The 19,725-nt window shown below is 70.7% G+C and carries 21 protein-coding genes; 16 read left to right on the forward strand and 5 right to left on the reverse strand.

Annotation, left to right across the window (positions count from 1 at the left end; translation table 11 throughout):
- Positions 1–108: 108 nt before the first annotated feature.
- Complete coding sequence (locus ACFY0T_RS19000; RefSeq protein WP_388871367.1) at positions 109–1,062, forward strand: GlxA family transcriptional regulator; 954 nt, start codon at positions 109–111, stop codon at positions 1,060–1,062.
- A 26-nt stretch (positions 1,063–1,088) separates the two neighbouring features.
- Complete coding sequence (locus ACFY0T_RS19005) at positions 1,089–1,724, forward strand: DJ-1/PfpI family protein (RefSeq protein WP_388871370.1); 636 nt, start codon at positions 1,089–1,091, stop codon at positions 1,722–1,724.
- Here the strand turns inward: ACFY0T_RS19005 and ACFY0T_RS19010 are convergent.
- Complete coding sequence (locus tag ACFY0T_RS19010) at positions 1,717–2,460, reverse strand: enoyl-CoA hydratase/isomerase family protein (RefSeq protein ID WP_388871373.1); 744 nt, start codon at positions 2,458–2,460, stop codon at positions 1,717–1,719. The genes ACFY0T_RS19005 and ACFY0T_RS19010 overlap by 8 nt on opposite strands.
- Positions 2,461–2,526: 66 nt before the next feature.
- On the opposite strand from ACFY0T_RS19010, the gene ACFY0T_RS19015 reads away from it, so the two are divergent.
- Both ACFY0T_RS19015 and ACFY0T_RS19020 read left to right on the forward strand, forming a co-directional pair.
- Positions 2,527–3,105, forward strand: coding sequence for an HdeD family acid-resistance protein (locus ACFY0T_RS19015; protein ID WP_388871375.1), 579 nt, complete (start codon positions 2,527–2,529; stop codon positions 3,103–3,105).
- 237 nt (positions 3,106–3,342) lie between these two features.
- Complete coding sequence (locus tag ACFY0T_RS19020) at positions 3,343–3,849, forward strand: ATP-binding protein (RefSeq protein ID WP_388871550.1); 507 nt, start codon at positions 3,343–3,345, stop codon at positions 3,847–3,849.
- A 9-nt stretch (positions 3,850–3,858) separates the two neighbouring features.
- Here ACFY0T_RS19020 and idi read toward each other — a convergent pair whose 3' ends face one another.
- The 4 genes from idi to galE all read right to left on the reverse strand — a co-directional run bounded on the left by idi (position 3,859) and on the right by galE (position 7,360).
- Positions 3,859–4,452 carry an isopentenyl-diphosphate Delta-isomerase gene (idi, locus tag ACFY0T_RS19025; protein WP_388871377.1) on the reverse strand — a complete coding sequence of 198 codons (594 nt, stop codon included), beginning with the start codon at positions 4,450–4,452 and terminating at the stop codon, positions 3,859–3,861.
- Between the two features lie 123 nt (positions 4,453–4,575).
- Positions 4,576–5,106: a GNAT family N-acetyltransferase gene (locus ACFY0T_RS19030; protein WP_388871380.1), complete on the reverse strand. Its 531-nt coding sequence runs from the start codon at positions 5,104–5,106 to the stop codon at positions 4,576–4,578.
- Between the two features lie 201 nt (positions 5,107–5,307).
- The gene (locus ACFY0T_RS19035; RefSeq protein ID WP_388871383.1) at positions 5,308–6,246 is read right to left on the reverse strand and encodes a cation diffusion facilitator family transporter; all 939 of its coding nucleotides are present in this window, start codon (positions 6,244–6,246) and stop codon (positions 5,308–5,310) included.
- A gap of 133 nt (positions 6,247–6,379) precedes the next feature.
- Positions 6,380–7,360 (reverse strand): UDP-glucose 4-epimerase GalE, encoded by a 981-nt coding sequence (galE, locus tag ACFY0T_RS19040; protein WP_388871386.1) that lies wholly within the window; start codon positions 7,358–7,360, stop codon positions 6,380–6,382.
- A gap of 335 nt (positions 7,361–7,695) precedes the next feature.
- On the opposite strand from galE, the gene ACFY0T_RS19045 reads away from it, so the two are divergent.
- The 12 genes from ACFY0T_RS19045 (at position 7,696) to ACFY0T_RS19100 (ending at position 19,614) form a co-directional block, all read left to right on the forward strand.
- Positions 7,696–9,483, forward strand: coding sequence for a DUF5941 domain-containing protein (locus ACFY0T_RS19045; RefSeq protein ID WP_388871553.1), 1,788 nt, complete (start codon positions 7,696–7,698; stop codon positions 9,481–9,483).
- The gene (locus ACFY0T_RS19050; protein ID WP_388871388.1) at positions 9,480–10,232 is read left to right on the forward strand and encodes a sugar phosphate nucleotidyltransferase; all 753 of its coding nucleotides are present in this window, start codon (positions 9,480–9,482) and stop codon (positions 10,230–10,232) included. Before ACFY0T_RS19045 ends, ACFY0T_RS19050 begins: the two co-directional genes overlap by 4 nt.
- On the forward strand, positions 10,220–11,281 hold the full coding sequence (locus ACFY0T_RS19055; RefSeq protein ID WP_388871391.1) for an iron-containing alcohol dehydrogenase family protein: 1,062 nt from the start codon (positions 10,220–10,222) through the stop codon (positions 11,279–11,281). Before ACFY0T_RS19050 ends, ACFY0T_RS19055 begins: the two co-directional genes overlap by 13 nt.
- Positions 11,259–12,038, forward strand: coding sequence for a CDP-alcohol phosphatidyltransferase family protein (locus ACFY0T_RS19060; protein ID WP_388871394.1), 780 nt, complete (start codon positions 11,259–11,261; stop codon positions 12,036–12,038). Before ACFY0T_RS19055 ends, ACFY0T_RS19060 begins: the two co-directional genes overlap by 23 nt.
- An 8-nt stretch (positions 12,039–12,046) precedes the next feature.
- Positions 12,047–12,928 carry a glycosyltransferase family 2 protein gene (locus ACFY0T_RS19065; protein WP_388871555.1) on the forward strand — a complete coding sequence of 294 codons (882 nt, stop codon included), beginning with the start codon at positions 12,047–12,049 and terminating at the stop codon, positions 12,926–12,928.
- A gap of 100 nt (positions 12,929–13,028) precedes the next feature.
- Positions 13,029–13,958 (forward strand): ABC transporter permease, encoded by a 930-nt coding sequence (locus ACFY0T_RS19070; RefSeq protein ID WP_388871396.1) that lies wholly within the window; start codon positions 13,029–13,031, stop codon positions 13,956–13,958.
- Positions 13,933–14,724, forward strand: coding sequence for an ABC transporter ATP-binding protein (locus ACFY0T_RS19075; RefSeq protein WP_388871558.1), 792 nt, complete (start codon positions 13,933–13,935; stop codon positions 14,722–14,724). The genes ACFY0T_RS19070 and ACFY0T_RS19075 overlap by 26 nt, the downstream gene beginning before the upstream one ends.
- A 358-nt stretch (positions 14,725–15,082) precedes the next feature.
- Positions 15,083–15,985, forward strand: a complete 903-nt coding sequence (gene hpnC, locus ACFY0T_RS19080; protein ID WP_388871399.1) for a squalene synthase HpnC — start codon at positions 15,083–15,085, stop codon at positions 15,983–15,985.
- Complete coding sequence (gene hpnD / locus ACFY0T_RS19085) at positions 15,982–16,932, forward strand: presqualene diphosphate synthase HpnD (protein ID WP_388871402.1); 951 nt, start codon at positions 15,982–15,984, stop codon at positions 16,930–16,932. The genes hpnC and hpnD overlap by 4 nt, the downstream gene beginning before the upstream one ends.
- A complete protein-coding gene (locus ACFY0T_RS19090; protein WP_388871404.1) occupies positions 16,932–17,072 on the forward strand; it encodes a DUF6380 family protein in 141 nt (46 codons plus the stop codon). Before hpnD ends, ACFY0T_RS19090 begins: the two co-directional genes overlap by 1 nt.
- Positions 17,069–18,487 (forward strand): hydroxysqualene dehydroxylase HpnE, encoded by a 1,419-nt coding sequence (gene hpnE / locus ACFY0T_RS19095; RefSeq protein ID WP_388871407.1) that lies wholly within the window; start codon positions 17,069–17,071, stop codon positions 18,485–18,487. Before ACFY0T_RS19090 ends, hpnE begins: the two co-directional genes overlap by 4 nt.
- Positions 18,484–19,614 (forward strand): polyprenyl synthetase family protein, encoded by a 1,131-nt coding sequence (locus tag ACFY0T_RS19100; RefSeq protein WP_388871410.1) that lies wholly within the window; start codon positions 18,484–18,486, stop codon positions 19,612–19,614. Before hpnE ends, ACFY0T_RS19100 begins: the two co-directional genes overlap by 4 nt.
- Positions 19,615–19,725 lie beyond the last annotated feature (111 nt).

Here is a 19,725-nt window from a genome sequence, read left to right on the forward strand (position 1 = left end):
GCACATTACCGACTGGTCGGTACGTGGGGAACCGCAGGACCGGGGATGGCAGGAAAGGTGGGGTACGCGTCATTGCGGCCATCACGCCGCCCGCCAAGAATCGAGGACATGCGAACCGTCCTGGTCGTCCTCTTCGACGATGTGCAGAGCCTCGACGTCACGGGCCCCGTGGAGGTCTTCGCGGGCGCCGAGGTCTACCGCGGCGGCTCGTACCGCATCCGCACCGCCTCCCTGGACGGCGCGCCCGTGCGCACCTCCGGCGGTCTCACCCTCGTCCCGGACCACGCGCTCGCCGAGGTGTCCACCCCGCACACCCTGCTCGTCCCGGGCGGTGCGGGCACCCGGCGCCCCGACCCCCGCCTGACCTCCTGGCTGCGCGAGCACGGCCCCCGCGCCGAACGCCTGGTCTCCGTCTGCACCGGCGCCGTCCTGCTCGCCGCGGCGGGGCTCCTCGACGGCCGCCGCGCTACGACCCACTGGGCCTACTGCGACAAACTCGCCCGCGACCACCCGGCGATCCAGGTCGACCCGGACCCCATCTACGTCCGCGACGGCCAGGTGTACACGGCGGCGGGCGTCACCTCCGGCATCGACCTGGCCCTCGCGCTCGTGGAGGAGGACCTGGGCCGGGATGCCGCCCTTGCCATCGCCCGCCACCTCGTGGTCTTCCTGCGGCGCCCGGGCAACCAGGCCCAGTTCAGCGCCCAGCTGGCCGCCCAGACCGCGCAGCGCGCACCCCTGCGCGAGGTCCAGCAGTGGATCACCGAGCACCCCGACGACGACCTCGGCGTCGAGTCCCTCGCCGCCCGCGCCCGCCTCTCGCCCCGCCACTTCGCCCGCGCCTTCCGGACCGAGACCGGCATGACGCCAGGCCGGTACGTCGAGCGGGTCCGCCTCGAACACGCCCGGCGCCTCCTGGAGGACACCGGCGACGGCATCGAGGAGATCTCCCGCGCCTCCGGCTACGGCACGCCCGAGGCGATGCGCCGCGCCTTCGTGAAGACCCTCGGCGCGGCGCCGGCGGAGTACCGCCGCCGTTTCCGGCCCGCGCCCACCCGTTGACCCACCCCGCCCTGGAAAGGACCCCGATGCAGATCGCCATCGTCCTCTACGACCGCTTCACCGCCCTGGACGCCGTGGGCCCGTACGAGACCCTCGGCCGCCTGCCCGACTCCGAGACCGTCTTCGTGGCCGAGCACGCCGGCCCCGTACGCTCCGACACCGGACATCTGGCGGTGACCGCCGACAAGGCCCTGGCCGAGGTGCCGAACCCGGACATCGTGGTGGTCCCGGGCGGCCCGGGCCAGTTCGACCTGATGGCGGACGAGGTCCTCCTGGACTGGCTGCGGACCGCCGACGACACCAGCGTCTGGACGACCTCGGTGTGCACCGGCTCCCTGCTGCTCGCCGCCGCGGGGCTCCTCGACGGCCGCCGGGCCACCTCCCACTGGCTGGCCCTCGACGCCCTCAAGGAATACGGCGCCGAGCCGACGGGGGAGCGGGTCGTGTTCGACGGCAAGTACGTGACCGCGGCCGGCGTCTCGTCCGGCATCGACATGGGGCTGACCCTGCTCGGCCGGATCGCGGGCGACGAACACGCCCAGGCCGTACAGCTGTTGACCGAGTACGACCCGCAGCCGCCCTACGACGCCGGATCCCCGCAGAAGGCGCCCGCGCACCTCGTCGAGGAGTTCCGCTCGAAGAGCCGTTTCATCCTCACGTAGTCCACGTGAAGCGCGGCTGCCGGCGCTCCAGGAACGCGGCGACCCCCTCCGCGGTGTCGCCGCTGCCCCGCGCCTGCTCGGCCCAGTACGCGTCCCGGTCCGTACGCCCGTTCGCGAACTCCTTGGCCGCCGCCTGCGTCAGCAGCGAGCGCGCGGTCAGCACCTTCGCGAACTCCCCGACGCGCTTGTCGAGCGCGCCCTCCGGCAGCACCTCGTCCACCAAACCCGTGCGCAAGGCGCGCTCCGCATCGATCAACTCGCCCGAGAACAGTAGGTACTTGGCGGCGCCCGGACCCACCAGCGACACCAACCGTCGTGTCGAGGAGGCCGCATAGACGATCCCCAGCTTCGCCGGCGTCACCCCGAACAGCGACCCCTCCTCGGCGAAGCGCAGATCGCAGGCGGCCGCGAGCTGCGATCCACCGCCCACGCAGTACCCGCGAATCGCGGCCACCGTCGGCTTCGGAAACGCGGCGAGCGCCTCCTCGGCGAGCACGGCGAGACCCTGCGCCTCGTCCGGGGAGCCACGCAGTGTCGAGATGTCGGCCCCCGCGCAGAAGGTGCCGCCCTCCCCGGTGAGTACCAGCGCGCGCACGGCGGGGTCGGCGGCCAGCCCGTCGAGCAGGGGTGGCAGCGCCCGCCACATGCCGGCCGTCATGGCGTTGCGCTTGGCCGGGTGATGGATGACGACGGTGGCGACCCCGTCGCCGACACTGTGCAGCAGCTGCGGCTCCATGAGCCGGATGCTATCCGCACCCGCCGAACGTACGATCAAGAAGGGGGCAGGCGCGAGGAGGCGCTGATGGCCAAGTCCAGGGCGGCGAAGCCGAAGGACGCGACCGCCGGGCTCACCCGAGGCTTCGGCCGGCTCGCGGTGTTCGGTGTGATCCTCGTGCTCGCGGGGCTCGTCGGTCTCGTCTACACCGCGTTCGCCACACTGACCTCGATGATCCTCTTCGGCTGGCTGCTGCTGATCGGCGGCGCGGTCGGACTGCTGCACGCGATCCAGGCGCGCGGCACCAACTACTTCTGGGTCGGCCTCGTGGTCGCCGCCCTGAACCTCGCGGCCGGCGTGGTCCTCATCCGCAGGCCGGACGCGGCCGCCGAAGCGCTGGCCATGTTCGCCGCGCTGCTGTTCCTGACCGGCGGACTGTTCCGGCTGGCCGGCAGCCTCGTGGTGCGCGGCCCCCAGTTCGGCTGGACGCTCCTGCTGGGCGCCTTCGACCTGGCCCTCGGCATCCTGGTCCTTGCCTCCTGGCCGAGCAGCAAGTACGTCATCGGCAGCCTCTTCGCGCTCGCGCTGCTCTTCGACGGCCTCGGTCTGATCGCCGCGGGGCACGGCGGGCGGCGCATCGTGGGCATGGTCTCGGAGCGCCGCTAGGGCGACGGGAGTGCGGGGAACGAATGGGGCGAGCCCGGCGCCAAACCCGTACAACCCGAATAGTTCGCGAAGTCGGCACAACAGGGGCAGGAGCAGTCCCACAACTGACCGTGTCATACGCCGACGATCAGAAGCTGTCGATAACCGCTGACTTGTGTTCAGTCATCCGGTACGGACCAGCGCATTCCCAACACTCGACGTGTGGTGACAATCGAGCGCAAGGGTGGCGACCGGACGATGGACAACCTCGGGCGGGGGTCCGACCCGAGCCCTGAAGGCGGCGGACAGGTGGCTCCCGACCGGAGACCGCCGGTGCCGCTGCCGTACGAGGGGGTATGGCGGTTCACCGCTCCCGCCATCGACGCCTCGGTGCCGCAGGCCCGGCACGCCGTCCGTGATCTGCTGATCCGCCAGCGGGTGCCCGTCTCGGACGACCTCGCCCAGGGACTCCTGCTGATCGTCTCCGAACTGGTCACCAACGCGGTCCGGCACGCGGCCCTGCTGTCGCCGATACTCGCCGTGGAGGTCGCCGTCGGCGCCGAGTGGGTGCGCGTCTCCGTCGAGGACAACCACCCCTACCGCCCGACCGCCCTGGAGGCCGACCACGGGCAGACCGGCGGCCGGGGCCTGCTGCTGGTGCGGGAGGTCACCAGGGAGTCGGGCGGGGTGTGCGACGTCGAACACACCGCGAGCGGCGGCAAGGTGATCTGGGCCGCCCTGCCGCTCACTCCGAGCGTCGTGTGACGGGGTCCGTCACCAGCCCGCGGACGGGCCCGTCAGCTCTCTGATCGCCGGACGGGAGGCGTCCAGCACCGTCATGAACCACGACGAGAAGGTGTCCTTGGCGTGCCGCTCCGCCAGCTCGGCGGCGGTCACGAAGGCCGTCGAACCGACCTCGTCCGGGTCGGGCCGCAGCGGCGACTGCACCATCCCGACGAAGAGGTGGTTGTACTCCTGCTCCACCAGGCCCGAGTCCGGATCCGGGTGGTTGTAGCGGACCGTGCCCGCCTCGGCGAGCAGCGACGGGGAGACCCCGAGCTCCTCGTACGTCCGCCGGGCCGCCGCCGCGAACGGCGCCTCCCCCGGGTAGGGGTGGCCGCAGCAGGTGTTCGACCAGACGCCGGGGGAGTGGTACTTGCCGAGGGCGCGCTGCTGCAGCAGCAGCCGGCCGCGCTCGTCGAAGAGGAAGACCGAGAACGCGCGGTGCAGCTGCCCGGGTGCCTGGTGGGCGGCGAGCTTCTCCGCGGTGCCGATCGTGTTGCCGTCCTCGTCGACCAGCTCCAGCAAGATCGCTTCAACGGTGCCGTTCGACGAACTGTGCGTCGCGGTGGCAGGTGTGATCGGCATACCCATCCTTCGCATCGGTCTTCGAGCCCCAAGTCTGCCGTACGAAAGCGGCACTCCCGGCACTTCGCGGCTCCCGCATGTCCCGCCCCGGAGGCCCGGAGCGGGACGTACGGCCGACGTGCGTCAGACGCCGAAAGCGGCCGGATACCTGATCGTGCCCGGTGCCACTGACGAGGAATCGTCCAGGACAAGGGCCATCAGGTGCTCGGACGGCACGTCGAATCCGGGCCGGATGCCGTACTCCGCAGCAGGCCGGAATCCGAACCTCGGGTAGTACCCGGGATGCCCGAGTACGAGGACGAGCCGCTCCCCACGCGCGCGTGCCGCCTCCAGCACCGCGCGTACGACGGCCGAACCGGCGCCCCGGCGCTGATGCTCCGGACGTACGGCGACGGGGGCCAGCGCGGCCGCGGGGGCGCCGTCGACATGACAGCGGGTGATCAGCGCGTACGCCGCGATTGCGCCGTCGGGTGCCTCGGCGACGTACGACAGATCCGGGAGCCACGCCCCGGAGTCGGCGCGCAGCGCGTCCACCAGGTCGGCCTCCGCCGCCCTTTCGAAGGCGGCGGCGTTCACGGCGTACACCTCGGCACGGTCGGCGGCGGTCTCCCGGTGGGTGCGCCAGGCAGTGATGTGTTCAGCGTTGTCGGTCAACGTGGAAACCCTTGGATGAGGGGCCCGGCCGACGCATGGATGAGCTGCGGGTCAGCCTCGGGCCCGGGAAACGGGGACGACGGTGTCGCTGCGCGCGGCAGCGTCGAAAGCGACCGTCATCAACCCACCTCCTCGGATCGCCGGCCACGCTAGCAGCGGGCGCGGCGATCCCGCCCCCGATTAATGACGGTCTCGCCCCGATCAGTGGCAGAGCTTCGCCTCGTGCTCCGCGTGCCCGCTCGGCTCCAGCTGGAACGTGCAGTGCTCGACATCGAAGTGGTCGCCGAGGCAGCCCTGGAGTTCGTGGAGCATCTTCTCGTGGCCGATCGCGTTCAGGACGTCGGAGCTGACGACCACATGGGCGGAGAGCACCGGCATACCGGACGTGATGGTCCAGACGTGCAGGTCGTGCATGTCCTCGACGCCCTCCAGCGCCAGGATGTGGGCACGTACCTCCGCCATGTCGACGTCCTTGGGAGCTGCCTCCAGGAGCACGTCGAGCGTCTCCTGGAGCAGCTTCCAGGTGCGCGGGACGATCATGAGGCTGATCAGGATCGAGGCGATCGGGTCGGCGGCCTGCCACCCGGTGGTCATGATCACAGCCGCGGCGATGATGACCGCCACCGAACCGAGCGCGTCCGCCACCACCTCCAGGAAGGCGCCGCGCACGTTCAGGCTGTCCTTCTGACCGCGCATGAGCAGGGTGAGCGAGATCGTGTTCGCGACCAGGCCGATCAGACCGAACACGATGGTCAGGCCGCCCTGGGTGTCGGCGGGCGTCACAAAGCGCTGGATCGCCTCGTACAGCACATAGCCGCCGACGCCGAGCAGCAGCAGACAGTTGGCGAGCGCGGCGAGGATCTCCGCCCGCGCGTACCCGAACGTGCGGGTCTCGCTCGGCGGGCGGCCGGCGAAATGGATCGCGAGCAGCGCCATGCCCAGGCCCAGCGCGTCCGTCGCCATGTGCGCCGCGTCCGCGATGAGCGCGAGCGAATCGGCGACGAGACCGCCGACGATCTCGACCACCATGACGAAGAGCGTGATCGACAGCGCGACGCGCAGCCTCCCGCGGTACGCCGCTGTCGCCGTACCCGTGGCGTGAGCGCCGTGCGCATGCCCGTGATCGTGCCCAGCCCCCATGGAAGCCGCCTCCTGTGTTCTGCCGGGATCACAGTGAACTACGGGCGGGGGATATCGGGCAACGCGGCACTGAACACCGTTGTCATATGCTCTGACCTGCGGAAATGATCCGCAGGTCAGAGCGCTGAAAAGATCATTCGGCCGGTGTGCCGGGATGGTGCAGCAGCCAGCCCCGCCACGCCGACTCGACCATCTCGCGCACCCCGCGCCGCGCGCTCCAGTCCAGCTCCCGCGCGGCCAGCGCGGCCGAGGCGACCGCCCGCGGAGCGTCACCGGGGCGGCGCGGCTCGACGACCGGCTCCCGTGTGTCCCCGCTGACCTCGCCGATGAGCGTGAGGAGTTCGCGGACCGAAACGCCCTCGCCGCGGCCGATGTTCACCGTCAGATCGCCCGTCGCGCCCTCGGCCAGCCGCCGGGCCGCCGTGAGATGCGCCTCTGCGAGGTCGGCGACATGGATGTAGTCGCGGATGCACGTGCCGTCCGGCGTCGGATAGTCGTCGCCGAAGATCCGCGGGGCGTCGTCGCGGGTGAGGCGGTCGAAGACCATGGGTATCACGTTGAACACACCGGTGTCGGCGAGCTCCGGGGCGGCCGCGCCGGCCACGTTGAAGTAGCGCAGGCACACCGTCGCGATGCCGTGCGCCTGGCCCGCCGCCCGGACCAGCCACTCTCCGGCGAGCTTCGTCTCGCCGTACGGGCTCATCGGCGCGCAGGGGGTGTCCTCCGTGATGAGGTCCACATCCGGATTGCCGTAGACGGCCGCCGACGAGGAGAACACGAACCGCTTGACCCCCGCCCCGGCGACCGCCTCCAGGAGCGTCGCGAGACCGCCCACGTTCTCCTGGTAGTAACGCGTCGGCTGGGCCACGGACTCACCGACCTGCTTGCGCGCGGCGAGATGCACCACACCCGTCACCGCGTGCTCCGCGAAGACCCGCTTGAGCAGATCCCCGTCCAGCGACGAGCCCTGCACCAGCGGAATGCTCTCCGGAAGCCGGTTCGGCACCCCTGACGAGAGGTCGTCCAGGGCGACGACGCGCTCCCCGGCCTCCGCCATCGCCCGCGCCACGTGGGCCCCGATGTATCCGGCTCCGCCGGTGATCAGCCATGTCATGGACGCCCACCCTATGCGCGCGGCGGCGGTGGGTCCTGTGCCCGGTCCGCCCTGTCCCGCTCCAAGGCGGTGCGCCGGGTGCCGTACACCATGCCGAGAATGCGCCGGTCTGGGAGCACGGTTTGTGGCGCGGGGCCTGGATCCCTGATGATGATCGCGGCAGAGGGCATGAAAAACAGGTTGATCGGGCCATGAACGGGCGGTGAACGCCCGCTTCCATTCATCCGATAGCCTCTGCCGACATGCCGCCCGGCCAGGCCCTGTCGGCCCAGGCGGGGCCATCCCACCACGCACTTGCCCGGCGCGGACGCGTCGGCACCCAGGGAGTGAGTTCGCTGTCGACCGCCATCCTCACCGGCCAGCCGGTCCCCGGATCGTCGCTCGAGGGCGATCTGCGGTCGCTCGGCTTCGACGTGCGGCTCGCCGCCGACGCCGGTGACGCCGAGACGCTCCTCGCCGCCGTACCGGCGAACCAGCGCGTCGCCGTCGTCGACGCCCGCTTCGTGGGTCACCTGCACGCCCTGCGCCTCGGCCTCACGGACCCCCGGTTCGTGGCCTCCGCGCTGCCGGGCGCCATATCCGTGCAGCCCGAGGCCCGCCAGGCGCTGACTCGGGCCGTGGCCCGTGAGAGTTCCGCCTCCGGCGGCCTCGCCGTCGCCACGGAGAACCTCGCCGAGCGGCTCGCCGCGGCCCTCGACGCGGACGGTGTCCCCGTGCACCGCCCCGAACTCGGCACCCTCGTCGCCGCCGTCCCCAGCGACCCGCAGGAGCGCAACGAAGCCCGGCAGGCCGTCTCGGTCGTGGACGACGAGGCCGTGCGACTGCGCAGCGCCGTGAAGGCCCGCGACGGCTTCTTCACCACCTACTGCATCAGCCCGTACTCGCGCTACATCGCCCGCTGGTGCGCCCGCCGCGGCCTGACCCCGAACCAGGTCACCACCGCCTCGCTGGTCACCGCGCTGATCGCCGCGGGCTGCGCCGCCACCGGCACCCGCGCCGGCTTCGTCGCGGCCGGCCTGCTGCTCCTGTTCTCCTTCGTCCTGGACTGCACGGACGGACAGCTCGCCCGCTACTCCCTGCAGTACTCGACGCTCGGCGCCTGGCTGGACGCGACCTTCGACCGCGCCAAGGAGTACGCCTACTACGCGGGCCTCGCCCTCGGAGCGGCCCGCGGCGGCGACGACGTATGGGCGCTCGCCCTCGGCGCGATGATCCTGCAGACCTGCCGGCACGTCGTCGACTTCTCCTTCAACGAGGCGAATCACGACGCCACCGCCAACACCAGCCCCACCGCGGCCCTTTCGGACAAACTGGACAGCGCCGGCTGGACGGTCTGGCTGCGCCGGATGATAGTCCTGCCCATCGGCGAGCGCTGGGCGATGATCGCCGTGCTCACCGCGTTCACGACGCCCCGCATCACCTTCTACGCACTGCTCATCGGCTGCGCCTTCGCGGCGACGTACACGACGGCGGGCCGGGTCCTGCGGTCGGTGACGCGGAAGGCGAAGCGCACGGACCGGGCGGCGCAAGCGCTGGCGGACCTCGCGGACAACGGGCCGCTCGCCTCACTCGTGGCGCGTGCCACACGCGCCCGCCTCGGCGCCCCGCTGCTGGTGGCGCTGGCCGGGACGGCCGTCCTCGCCGTGTCCCTCGCCTCCGGGGTGACCTGGGCGCCCATCGCGGGTGCCGTCGTCTACACGGTCACCGCCGGCCAGGCGTTGTACCGCCCCCTCAAGGGCGCCCTCGACTGGCTCGTCCCCCCGCTGTTCCGGGCAGCCGAATACGGCACCGTCCTGGTGCTGGCGGCCAAAGCGGAGGTAAACGGAGCCCTTCCTGCGGCTTTCGGCCTGGTGGCCGCCGTCGCCTACCATCACTACGACACGGTGTACCGCATCCGCGGCGACGCCGGAGCGCCCCCGGCCTGGCTGGTGCGCGCGATTGGGGGGCACGAAGGGCGGACGCTCCTCGTCACCGTCCTGGCCGCGGTGCTCACCGCTTCGCAGTTCAAGGTCGCGCTCACGGTTCTTGCCGTGGCCGTCGCCCTGGTGGTGCTCGTCGAGAGCATCCGCTTCTGGGTGTCCTCCGGGGCGCCCGCCGTACACGATGAAGGAGAACCCGCATGATCGGCCTCGTGCTGGCGGCCGGCGCCGGACGGCGTCTGCGTCCCTACACCGACAGCCTTCCCAAGGCTCTCGTGCCGGTGGGCCCCGCGGGCATAGAGGACAGCATCACGGTCCTGGACCTGACCCTCGGCAACTTCGCCGAGATCGGTCTGACCGAGGTCGGCATCATCGTCGGGTACCGCAAGGAAGCCGTGTACGAGCGTCAGGCGGCCCTTGAGGAGAAGTACGGCCTCAAGATCACCCTCATCGACAACGACAAGGCCGAGGAGTGGAACAACGCCTACTCCCTGTGGTGCGGCCGTGACGCCCTCAAGGACGGTGTGATCCTCGCCAACGGCGACACCGTGCACCCGGTCTCCGTCGAGAAGACGCTGCTCGCCGCCCGCGGCGACGGCAAGAAGATCATCCTTGCCCTCGACACGGTGAAGAACCTCGCCGACGAGGAGATGAAGGTCGTCGTGGACCCCGACAAGGGCGTCCAGAAGATCACCAAGCTGATGGAGCCGTCCGAGGCCACCGGCGAGTACATCGGTGTCACCCTCATCGAGGGCGAGGCCGCCGCGGAGCTGGCCGACGCCCTGAAGACGGTGTGGGAGACCGACCCGCAGCAGTTCTACGAGCACGGCTACCAGGAGCTCGTCAACCGCGGCTTCAAGATCGATGTCGCGCCGATCGGTGACGTCAAGTGGGTCGAGATCGACAACCACGACGACCTCGCCAAGGGACGTGAGATCGCGTGCCAGTACTGACGAGGCTCATCCCCTCGCCGGTCGTCGTCGACATCCGTCCGGGTGCCCTGGACGACCTGGCGAGCGTGCTCTCCGACCAGCGGATCTCGCACTCGGGGAAGCTGGCCGTCGCAGTGAGCGGCGGCTCCGGTGCCCGGCTGCGCGAACGGCTCGCCCCGGCCCTGCCGGGTGCCACCTGGTACGAGGTCGGCGGCGGCACCCTCGACGACGCGGTGCGGCTGGCCGACGCCATAAAGTCCGGTCACTACGACGCGGTCGTAGGCCTCGGCGGCGGCAAGATCATCGACTGTGCCAAGTTCGCCTCGGCGCGCGTCGGCCTCCCGTTGGTCGCCGTGGCCACGAACCTGGCCCACGACGGCCTGTGCTCGCCGGTCGCGACCCTCGACAACGACGCGGGCCGCGGCTCCTACGGCGTACCGAACCCGATCGCGGTCGTCATCGACCTCGACGTGATCCGCGAGGCCCCGGTCCGCTTCGTGCGCTCCGGCATCGGCGACGCCCTGTCCAACATCTCCGCGGTCGCGGACTGGGAGCTGGCGAGCCGCGTCAACGGCGAGAAGATCGACGGCCTCGCCGCCGCGATGGCCCGCCAGGCCGGCGAGGCCGTGCTGCGGCACCCGGGCGGCGTCGGCGACGACGCCTTCCTCCAGGTGCTGGCCGAGGCGCTGGTCCTCACCGGTATCGCGATGTCGGTGTCCGGCGACTCACGCCCCTCGTCGGGCGCCTGCCACGAGATCAACCACGCCTTCGACCTCCTCTTCCCCAAGCGCGCGGCGAGCCACGGCGAGCAGTGCGGTCTGGGCGCGGCCTTCGCGATGTATCTGCGGGGGGCGCACGAGGAGTCGGCCTACATGGCCGAGGTGCTGCGCCGGCACGGGCTGCCGGTGCTGCCGGAGGAGATCGGCTTCACCGTCGACGAGTTCGTCCAGGTCGTGGAGTTCGCCCCGCAGACCCGGCCCGGCCGCTACACGATCCTCGAACACCTCGACCTGAAAACCAACCAGATCAAGGACATCTACTCCGACTATGCCAAGGCCATCGGTAGCTGAACTCCGCCCCGTCGTTCACCCCGCAGGGGTGAAGGACCGGCGCAGCGGTGAGCACTGGGCGGGACGCCTGTACATGCGAGAGATCTCGCTGCGCTGCGACCGCTACCTGGTGAACACCAGGATCACGCCCAACCAGCTCACGTACCTGATGACCGTCTTCGGTGTCCTCGCGGCCCCGGCCCTGCTGGTGCCGGGGATCGCGGGCGCCGTGCTCGGCGTGCTGATGGTCCAGCTCTACCTGCTGCTCGACTGCGTCGACGGCGAGATCGCGCGCTGGAAGAAGCAGTACTCGCTCAGCGGGGTGTACCTGGACCGGGTCGGTGCCTATCTGACCGACGCGGCGGTGCTCGTCGGCTTCGGCCTGCGCGCCGCCGATCCGTGGGGCTCCGGGCGGATCGACTGGCTCTGGGCCTTCCTCGGCACCCTGGCCGCCCTCGGCGCGATCCTAATCAAGGCCGAGACCGATCTCGTCGGCGTCGCCCGCCACCAGGGCGGGCTGCCGCCGGTCAAGGAGGCGGCGTCCGAGCCGCGCTCGTCCGGCATGGCGCTCGCCCGCAGGGCCGCCGCGGCGCTGAAGTTCCACCGGCTGGTGCTCGGCATCGAGGCGTCCCTGCTGATCCTGGTCCTGGCGGTTCTGGACCAGGTGCGCGGCGACCTGTTCTTCTCCCGGCTCGGCGTCGCGGTGCTCGCCGGCATCGCGCTCCTGCAGACCGTGCTGCATCTCGTGTCCATCCTCGCCTCGAGCAGGCTGAAGTGAGCGCCCCGATGAAGGTCGGCGCGGTCATCATCACGATGGGCAACCGCCCCGACGAGCTCCGAGCCCTGCTGGACTCCGTCGCCAAGCAGGACGGCGACCGGGTCGAGGTGGTCGTGGTCGGCAACGGCTCGCCCGTCCCGGACGTGCCCGAGGGCGTCCGCACCGTCGAGCTGCCCGAGAACCTCGGCATACCCGGCGGCCGCAACGTCGGCATCGAGGCCTTCGGCCCCGGCGGCACCGACGGCTATGACGTCGATGTAATCCTCTTCCTGGACGACGACGGCCTGCTCGCGACCCACGACACCGCCGAGCTGTGCCGCCAGGCCTTCACGGCCGACCCCGAGCTCGGCATCATCAGCTTCCGCATCGCCGACCCCGAGACCGGCGAGACCCAGCGCCGCCACGTGCCCCGGCTGCGCGCCTCCGACCCGATGCGCTCCTCGCGGGTCACCACCTTCCTCGGCGGCGCCAACGCGGTCCGTACGAAGGTCCTCGCCGAAGTCGGCGGGCTCCCGGACGAATTCTTCTACGCCCACGAGGAAACCGACCTGGCATGGCGGGCCCTCGACGCGGGCTGGATGATCGACTACCGGTCCGACATGGTGCTGTACCACCCGACGACCGCGCCCTCGCGGCACGCGGTCTACCACCGCATGGTGGCCCGCAACCGCGTCTGGCTCGCGCGCCGAAACCTTCCCGCACCGCTCGTCCCGGTCTACCTCGGTGTCTGGATGCTCCTGACGCTGCTGCGGCGGCCCTCGGGCCCGGCCCTCAAGGCCTGGTTCGGCGGCTTCAAGGAGGGCTGGACCAGTCCATGTGGGCCCCGGCGCCCCATGAAGTGGCGTACGGTGTGGCGGCTGACCCGACTGGGCCGACCTCCTGTCATCTGACAAGCTCGTTTCTGAGAGCATTCGTGGCCGTACCCCGGTCCCTGGCTCATGCCTACGCCCGACCAGGCTGTGCGCATCTTGAAGACGAAAGTTTCCACTTGTGAGTGAGACAACGCATGACGGCGGAGTCGCGGTGAGCGACCGACCGTCGCCCGATGACGGGCTCTCCGCGGCCGACCTGGCCGCCAAGTACGGGCTCGCGGTCAGCGGCGCCCGGCCCGGACTCGTCGAGTACGTCCGCCAGCTCTGGGGACGGCGTCATTTCATCCTCGCCTTCTCACAGGCGAAGCTCACCGCCCAGTACAGCCAGGCCAAGCTGGGCCAGCTGTGGCAGGTGGCGACCCCGCTGCTGAACGCGGGCGTCTACTACCTGATCTTCGGCCTCATACTGAAGGCCAACCGCGGCATGTCGCACGACGTGTACATCCCGTTCCTGGTGACGGGCGTCTTCGTCTTCACCTTCACGCAGAGCTCGATCATGGCGGGCGTCCGCGCGATCTCCGGCAACCTCGGGCTGGTGCGCGCCCTGCACTTCCCGCGCGCCTCGCTGCCCATCTCGTTCGCGCTCCAGCAGCTTCAGCAGCTGCTCTTCTCGATGATCGTGCTGTTCGTCGTGGCGATCGGCTTCGGCAGCTACCCGGGCATGTCGTGGCTGCTGATCATCCCGGTGCTGTTCCTGCAGTTCCTCTTCAACACGGGGCTCGCGCTGATCGTGGCGCGGATGGGCGCCAAGACGCCGGACCTCGCCCAGCTGATGCCGTTCATCCTGCGGACCTGGATGTACGCGTCCGGTGTCATGTTCTCCATCAGCACCATGCTCGCCGGGCGCCCCGAGTGGATCGCCCGCGCGCTGCAGGTGAACCCGGCCGCGGTCTACATGGACCTGATGCGCTTCGCCCTCATCGACGGGTACGGCTCCTCCAACCTGCCGCCGCATGTGTGGGCCATCGCGATCTTCTGGGCCGTGGTCGTCGCCATCGGCGGGTTCGTGTACTTCTGGAAGGCTGAGGAGAGGTACGGCCGTGGCTGACAAGGCGTCTCACATCCCCACCGTCATCGCGGACGAGCTGCACATCGTCTACCGCGTCAACGGCGCCAAGACCGGCAAGGGCAGCGCCACGGCCGCCCTCAGCCGCATCCTCAAGCGCGGCGAGGAGCGCGGCGTGCGCAAGGTGCACGCCGTGCGCGGTGTCTCCTTCACCGCGTACCGCGGCGAGGCCATCGGCCTGATCGGTTCGAACGGCTCCGGCAAGTCCACCCTCCTGCGCGCCATCGCCGGCCTGCTCCCCGCCGAGAAGGGCAAGGTCTACACCGACGGCCAGCCCTCGCTGCTCGGTGTGAACGCGGCCCTGATGAACGACCTGACGGGCGAGCGGAACGTCATACTGGGCGGGCTCGCGATGGGCATGTCCCGCGAGCAGATCAGGGAGCGCTACCAGGAGATCGTCGACTTCTCGGGCATCAACGAGAAGGGCGACTTCATCACCCTCCCGATGCGCACCTACTCGTCCGGCATGGCGGCCCGTCTGCGCTTCTCCATCGCGGCCGCCAAGGACCACGACGTGCTGATGATCGACGAGGCTCTCGCCACCGGCGACCGCAAGTTCCAGAAGCGGTCCGAGGAACGCATCCGCGAGCTGCGCAAGTCCGCGGGCACGGTGTTTCTGGTCAGTCACAACAACAAGTCGATCCGCGACACCTGCGATCGCGTCCTCTGGCTGGAGCGCGGTGAGCTGCGCATGGACGGCCCGACCGAAGAGGTCCTCAAGGAGTACGAGAAGTTCACGGGCAAGTAGCCCATTTCGCCCAGGGCCCTGCCGGAACTCTTCGGTGGGGCCCTGCGTCTGCAAAGGAAACGCCAACTCCGGCCGGGCTTAGGAATCTTGACGCCAATCGGTGTGTTGTTGTGATGTGCAGGACACCCCGACGGAGCGTGCCGCGTTGTACAACGTAAGCTGTACTGGTGCTGATTCGCGGCAAGTAGGGCGATAATGCGCGACACCCGGCACCAGCGCGCTGCGCGGACCTCCGGGCGGCGTGTCCGAAATGGGCAGTATTGGGTCGGCAGTGTAGAACGGGAGATGTGACGGCAATGGCTACGGAAACTCTCCAGCTCCGCGATGCGTGTGCCGTCCCCGCGCCGGGCGGCGAGCGGTGACCGAAGCCGGGACGGCGCGCACCAGTGATCCGGAGCGCGGCACCCTCGACAAGGCCGCGGACGAAAACTTCCCCGTGGCGCCTTTCTTCCTGCCCAAGGCCTGGCGCGACGACCTGATGGCGGTGTACGGCTTCGCCCGCCTCGTCGATGACATCGGCGACGGCGACCTCGCCCCGGGCGGCGCCGACGCCCGCCTCCTCGGCGTGTCGCCCGAGGAGGCCGAGGACCGCCTCCTCCTGCTGGACGCCTTCGAAGACGATCTTCACCGCGTGTTCGACTCGACCCCGCGCCACCCCCTGCTGTGCCGACTCCGGCCCACCGTCCGCCGCGCGGGCCTCACCCCCGAGCCCTTCCTCGGCCTGATCGCGGCCAACCGTCAGGACCAGCTGGTCAAGCGGTACGAGACCTACGACGACCTCCTCGCCTACTGCGAGCTGTCCGCCAACCCCGTCGGCCGCCTCGTCCTCTCCGTCACCGGCACCTCCACGCCCGAGCGCGTCCGCCGCTCCGACGCGGTGTGCACGGCGCTGCAGATCGTCGAACACCTCCAGGACGTCGCCGAGGACCTCGGCCGCGACCGCGTCTACCTGCCCGCCGAGGACATGAAGCGCTTCCACGTCCAGGAGGCGGACCTCGCCGCCGCCACGGCAGGCGCCTCGGTGCGAGCGCTGGTTGCATACGAAGCAGAACGTGCCGTGAACCTCCTGAATGAAGGCACCCCCCTCGTGGGTAGCGTCCACGGCAGGCTGAAGCTGCTGCTCGCGGGGTTCGTTGCGGGGGGAAGGGCGGCAATCCGCGCGATTGCCGCCGCCGAATACGACGTACTTCCCGGCCCGCCCAAGCCCGGCAAGCTCCAGTTGCTGCGCGAGGTGGGAGTGACTCTGCGAGGAGAGGGGTGATCCGGACCGTGGAGTCTCCACCACACATGTCCGCACCGGTACTCGCCGCGTACAGCTACTGCGAGGCAGTGACCGGTCAGCAGGCCCGTAATTTCGCGTACGGCATCAGACTTCTGCCGACGCCCAAGCGCCGCGCGATGTCGGCGCTCTACGCGTTCTCGCGGCGTGTCGACGACATCGGCGACGGCGCGCTCGCACCGGACGTCAAGGCGGCCCGCCTGGAGGACACCCGGGCGCTGCTCGCCCGGATCCGTGCCGGCTCCGTCGACGAGGACGACATCGACCCGGTCGCGGTCGCCCTCAGCCACACCGCCGAGCACTTCCCGGTGCCCCTCGGCGGCCTCGATGAACTCATCGACGGCGTCCTCATGGACGTCCGCGGCGAGACGTACGAGACCTGGGACGACCTCAAGGTCTACTGCCGCTGCGTGGCCGGAGCCATCGGGCGGCTCTCGCTCGGCGTGTTCGGTACGGAACCGGGGGCGCGCGGCGCCGAGCGCGCGCCGGAGTACGCCGACACGCTCGGGCTCGCGCTCCAACTCACCAACATCCTGCGGGACGTACGCGAGGACGCCGAGGGCGGGCGTACCTATCTGCCCGCCGACGACCTCGCCAAGTTCGGCTGCTCGGTCGGGTTCAACGGGCCGACAGCACCGCCCGGCTCCGACTTCGCGGGCCTCGTGCACTTCGAAGTGCGTCGGGCCCGCGCCCTTTTCGCCGAGGGTTACCGGCTGCTGCCCATGCTCGACCGGCGCAGCGGCGCCTGTGTCGCGGCGATGGCCGGCATCTACCGCCGCCTGCTCGACCGCATCGAGCGCGAGCCGGAGGCCGTGCTGCGCGGCCGGGTCTCGCTGCCCGGACGCGAGAAGGCGTACGTCGCCGTGCGCGGCCTCTCCGGCCTCGACGCCCGGCATGTGTCCCGCCGTACCGTCAGGAGGCGTGCCTGATGGACAATTTGGGCCAAGGTGATTCCACCGGCGAAAAACGGCAGGCAACCCTCCGGAGCCGGGTGGCGTCCCTGACTGCAACGGCCTGCCGTGCACGGTTCAATCATCACGGCACAGCCGCAGGGGAGGGTGCACGATGAGCGAGGTCACGCAGGCCGCGGACACGTCGGGCCGCGCCCAGGGGGCAACCGCCGTGGTGGTCGGCGGCGGGCTCGCCGGGATCACCGCCGCGCTCGCGCTCGCCGACGCGGGGGTGCGCGTGACGCTGCTCGAAGGCCGGCCGCGGCTGGGCGGGCTCGCGTTCTCCTTCCAGCGCGGTGACCTGACGGTCGACAACGGCCAGCATGTGTACCTGCGCTGCTGCACCGCCTACCGCTGGTTCCTCGACCGTATCGACGGAGCCTCGCTGGCGCCTCTGCAGGATCGTCTCGACGTGCCCGTTCTCGACGCCGAGGGCAAACCCGGGCGACGGCTCGGCAGACTCGGCCGTACCTCACTGCCCGTACCGCTGCATCTGGCGCGCAGCCTCGCGACGTATCAGCATCTGTCGCTCGCCGAGCGTGCCAAGGTCGGGCGTGCCGCACTGGCGCTCAAGAGCCTGGATCTCGCCGATCCGGCGCTCGACGCGCGGAACTTCGGCAGCTGGCTGGTCGAGCACGGTCAGTCGGAGCGTGCCGTCGAGGCACTGTGGGACCTCGTGGGGGTCGCCACCCTCAACGCGGTGGCCGGTGATGCTTCGCTCGGGCTCGCCGCGATGGTGTTCAAGACCGGTCTGCTGTCCGACCCGGGCGCGGCCGACATCGGCTGGGCACGCGTCCCGCTGGGCGAACTGCACGACACCCTGGCCCGCAAGGCGCTCGACTCCGCGGGCGTCCGTACCGAGGTCCGTACACGCGTCACCTCCATCTCCCCTAACGGAAACGGGCGTTGGAGCGTTCAGGTTCCCGGCGAGCGCATCGAAGCCGACACGGTCGTCCTCGCCGTACCCCAGCGCGAGGCCCACGATCTGCTGCCCGAGGGGGTGCTCGACGCCCCTGAGCGGCTCCTGGGGATCGGCACCGCGCCGATCCTCAACGTCCATGTCGTCTACGACCGGAAGGTGCTCAGCAGGCCGTTCTTCGCGGCGCTCGGCTCCCCGGTGCAGTGGGTCTTCGACCGGACCGAGGCGTCCGGGCTCACCGAGGGCCAGTACCTCGCGCTGTCGCAGTCGGCCGCGCAGGACGAGATCGACGATCCCGTCGCCGTACTGCGCGAGCGCTATCTGCCGGAGCTGGAGCGGCTGCTGCCCGCCGCGCGCGGCGCCGAAGTGAAGGACTTCTTCGTGACCCGGGAGCGCACGGCGACATTCGCCCCCACCCCGGGCGTAGGGCGGCTGCGGCCCGGCGCCCACACCAAGGCCCCCGGCCTGTACCTGGCCGGAGCGTGGACCGCCACCGGGTGGCCCGCGACCATGGAGAGTGCGGTCCGCAGTGGCGTCAGTGCGGCCGGCGCCGCGCTGGGCGCCCTGGGCCGGCCCCGCGATCACCTTTTCGAACTCTTCGAGGAGGCAGCGTGACGCTCGATCTGCACGGGACCGGTCCCCGCATCCCCGGTATCGCAACAAGAGGAGAGACTGTGCCCACTGTGCCCCCGGCCGAAACGGCTGCCGACGCGGTGGACGTGACCGCGCTCCTGGAGCGCGGCCGGACCCTGGCCACACCGGTGCTGCGGGCGGCCGTCGACCGCCTGGCATCCCCCATGGACACCGTCGCCGCCTACCACTTCGGCTGGATCGACGCCGAGGGCAATCCCGCGGACGGTGACGGCGGCAAGGCCGTACGCCCCGCGCTCGCCGTCCTGTCCGCGCAGGCCGCCGGTGCCGCCCCCGAGGTGGGCGTGCCGGGTGCGGTCGCCGTTGAACTGGTGCACAACTTCTCGCTGCTGCACGACGACCTGATGGACGGTGACGAACAGCGCCGCCACCGCGACACCGTCTGGAAGGTGCACGGCCCCGCCCAGGCCATCCTCGTCGGCGACGCCCTGTTCGCGCTCGCCAACGAGATCCTGCTGGAGCTCGGCACCGTCGAGGCGGGCCGTGCCACGCGCCGCCTCACCACCGCGACCCGCGCCCTGATCGACGGCCAGGCCCAGGACATCTCCTACGAGCACCGCGACCGGGTCACCGTCGAGGAGTGCCTGGAGATGGAGGGCAACAAGACGGGCGCCCTGCTCGCCTGTGCCTGCTCCATCGGCGCGGTGCTCGGCGGCGCCGACGACTTCACCGCCGACACGCTGGAGAGGTACGGCTACCACCTCGGCCTGGCCTTCCAGGCCGTCGACGACCTCCTCGGCATCTGGGGCGACCCGGAGGCCACCGGAAAGCAGACCTGGAGCGATCTGCGCCAGCGCAAGAAGTCCCTGCCGGTCGTGGCCGCGCTCGCCGCGGGCGGACCCGCCTCCGAGCGCCTCGGCCAACTGCTCGCCGAGGACGCCAAGGCCAGCGACTTCGAGAACTTCTCCGAGGAGGAGTTCGCCGCGCGCGCCGCGCTCATCGAGGAGGCGGGCGGCCGCGAGTGGACCGCCCAGGAGGCGCGCCGCCAGCACACCATCGCCATTGAGGCCCTGAACGCCGTCCAGATGCCCGACCAGGTACGGGCCCAGTTCGTGGCGCTCGCCGACTTCGTCGTCGTACGGAAGAGATGATCACTATCGGTCGAATGAACCTCGCGTAGTCGCCGGCCGGTGCCTCCCCCCAAGCTCTCCACTTCGTTGAGCAGGGGGTACCTCCATCCGAACGACGCACCGGCCGACGGC

Source organism: Streptomyces sp. NPDC001530, assembly GCF_042894545.1.
GTDB lineage: Bacteria > Actinomycetota > Actinomycetes > Streptomycetales > Streptomycetaceae > Streptomyces.

Coding starts and splice junctions, on each gene's coding strand:
- ACFY0T_RS19050 (WP_388871388.1), top strand. CDS start 9,480: ATGATCGGCCTCGTGCTGGCGGCCGGCGCCGGACGGCGTCTGCGTCCC.
- ACFY0T_RS19090 (WP_388871404.1), top strand. CDS start 16,932: ATGGACAATTTGGGCCAAGGTGATTCCACCGGCGAAAAACGGCAGGCA.
- idi (WP_388871377.1), bottom strand. CDS start 4,452: ATGCCGATCACACCTGCCACCGCGACGCACAGTTCGTCGAACGGCACC.
- ACFY0T_RS19060 (WP_388871394.1), top strand. CDS start 11,259: ATGCCAAGGCCATCGGTAGCTGAACTCCGCCCCGTCGTTCACCCCGCA.
- hpnE (WP_388871407.1), top strand. CDS start 17,069: ATGAGCGAGGTCACGCAGGCCGCGGACACGTCGGGCCGCGCCCAGGGG.
- ACFY0T_RS19000 (WP_388871367.1), top strand. CDS start 109: ATGCGAACCGTCCTGGTCGTCCTCTTCGACGATGTGCAGAGCCTCGAC.
- ACFY0T_RS19035 (WP_388871383.1), bottom strand. CDS start 6,246: ATGGGGGCTGGGCACGATCACGGGCATGCGCACGGCGCTCACGCCACG.
- ACFY0T_RS19005 (WP_388871370.1), top strand. CDS start 1,089: ATGCAGATCGCCATCGTCCTCTACGACCGCTTCACCGCCCTGGACGCC.
- ACFY0T_RS19015 (WP_388871375.1), top strand. CDS start 2,527: ATGGCCAAGTCCAGGGCGGCGAAGCCGAAGGACGCGACCGCCGGGCTC.
- galE (WP_388871386.1), bottom strand. CDS start 7,360: ATGACATGGCTGATCACCGGCGGAGCCGGATACATCGGGGCCCACGTG.
- ACFY0T_RS19020 (WP_388871550.1), top strand. CDS start 3,343: ATGGACAACCTCGGGCGGGGGTCCGACCCGAGCCCTGAAGGCGGCGGA.
- ACFY0T_RS19010 (WP_388871373.1), bottom strand. CDS start 2,460: ATGGAGCCGCAGCTGCTGCACAGTGTCGGCGACGGGGTCGCCACCGTC.
- ACFY0T_RS19065 (WP_388871555.1), top strand. CDS start 12,047: ATGAAGGTCGGCGCGGTCATCATCACGATGGGCAACCGCCCCGACGAG.